2 protein-coding genes and 1 pseudogene (1 of these 3 cut by a window edge) are annotated in these 1,747 nt (G+C 64.3%); all 3 read right to left on the minus strand.

Translation table 11 applies throughout. The features are described 5' to 3' along the window. Nucleotides 1-179: 179 nt before the first annotated feature. Nucleotides 180-989 carry a cytochrome bc complex cytochrome b subunit gene (locus BN903_RS09360; RefSeq protein WP_048077477.1) on the minus strand — a complete coding sequence of 270 codons (810 nt, stop codon included), beginning with the start codon at nucleotides 987-989 and terminating at the stop codon, nucleotides 180-182. Between the two features lie 7 nt (nucleotides 990-996). Further along, a complete protein-coding gene (locus tag BN903_RS09365; RefSeq protein ID WP_048077478.1) occupies nucleotides 997-1,386 on the minus strand; it encodes a hypothetical protein in 390 nt (129 codons plus the stop codon). Further along, nucleotides 1,383-1,747: pseudogene (locus BN903_RS09370) on the minus strand (plastocyanin/azurin family copper-binding protein); it runs 98 nt beyond the window's last position. The gene BN903_RS09365 and the pseudogene BN903_RS09370 overlap by 4 nt, the downstream one beginning before the upstream one ends.

Consider the following 1,747-nt stretch of genomic DNA (forward strand, 5'->3'; position numbering starts at 1 on the left):
CCCTGTGTGCCTTGCCTCCACGACTGCATAACTCGTATAGCAGTACATTATACGAAGTTATACGAGACCGTCGCCGGCGGCCCGCGTCGGTGCGTGCCGCTCGTCGGTGCCCGCCGTCCGTCCGCGCTCGCTCGTCGGTGCGGTCGTCGGTCGTGGTGGTGGTGGTGTCGGTCATTGGATTAGTGCGGTTCCGCAATTCCCTGCACCCAGACGATGCCGACGTGGATGGCGATGAGCGCGGTGACCACGAACGGCAGCACGAACACGTGCAGGATGTACATTCTCACGAGCGTCGCCTGTCCGAGGGTGAACCCGCCGAACAGCAGCTGGGCCGCCCACTCGCCGACCAGCGGCGTCGCGAGCGCCAGTTCGACGCCGATCTGCGCCGCCCAGAAGGACAGCTGCTTCCACGGCAGGACGTACCCGGAGAAGCCGAACAGGAGCGTCAGGGCGATGAGCACGACGCCGAGGATCCAGTTGACCTCGCGCGGTTCCTTGTACGCGCCGGTGAAGTAGACGCGCAGCATGTGGAGGAACACCGCCGCGACCATGAATTGCGCCGCCCAGCGGTGGATCGACCGGAGCATGAAGCCGAACTGGACGTCTTTCATGATCATCACCATCGAGTCGTACGCCGCGGTGGGGTCGCCCTGCGCGGCTGCCCCGGCGGTAGATGGCGCGTAGTAGAATCCGAGCATCGCGCCGGACACCGCCGCAAGCAGGTACGCGATGATCGAGAGGGACCCGAGCGAGTACAGCGGGTACCAGTACCAGAACTTGTTGTCGAGGTCGTACTGCTCGGTGTGGCTCTTTGGCATCTGGAGGTTCGCGCGGTAGTACATCGTCTCCAGCAGTTCGAGGTAGTCGACGATGCGGAGCCGCTTGTCCAGCCAGATGAGCGTGGTCAGGAACACCGTCTCGATGGCGGTGAGGTCCTGACTCTTGAGCCACGCGTTGTGGTCCATGTCGTCTTGTTTTTTCAGACTCATTGTCGAATCACTTCTTGTAGTACGGGTACACCGCCCGCTTCAACGTCTCCGCGAGGTTGCCGGTGTCGATGCCGTCGCCCTCCTTGTCCTCCTCGCGGACGTACAGGTCCTCCCACTTACGGCGGCGCTTCTTGACTATCATCACGTCCGGGAGGAACTCCTTCCGGTAGAGCAGGAGGATGAACGCGAGGTCGATGAAGATGAGCGCCAGCAGCGCGCCGACGTACATGTTCCCGGCCTCCGTCGACGCCCACGCGGACATCAGCCCGTAGGTGAAAAGCGCCACGAAGACGACCTCGATGACCGTCAGGAGAACGATCGCGATCGCGGCCGCGGTACTCTCGCGGGCCGGCTCGTAGCGGTGGATGTCGCCGTACGAGGAGCCGCCGGAACTCATCTCGCACCCCCGTGGCCGGTGTGGGCCGACTCGCCGTACTTGAGCATGTAGAACGTGAACACGAACGTCAGGCCGATCCCGAGGATCGCGGAGATACCGACCCAGTGGGCGTGAAGCGGGACGCCGACGTAGGCGATATCCTCCGGCCATCCGGTGTTCGCGCCGCCGACCTCGACGGTCGCGACGTCCTCGCCGACGGCGATGCCGCCGTGCATGCCGACCGCGGTGTGGGGCACGCAGGCGTAGTGGGTGATGCCGGCGTCCTCGCCGGTGGTCTCGTACTCGTAGGTATACCCTTCCTCGCCGACCGCGCTCCCACTGTCGAGGCTCGCCGGTCCCTCTTGTGCGACGACGTTGTGAT

The organism is Halorubrum sp. AJ67, from assembly GCF_000513435.1.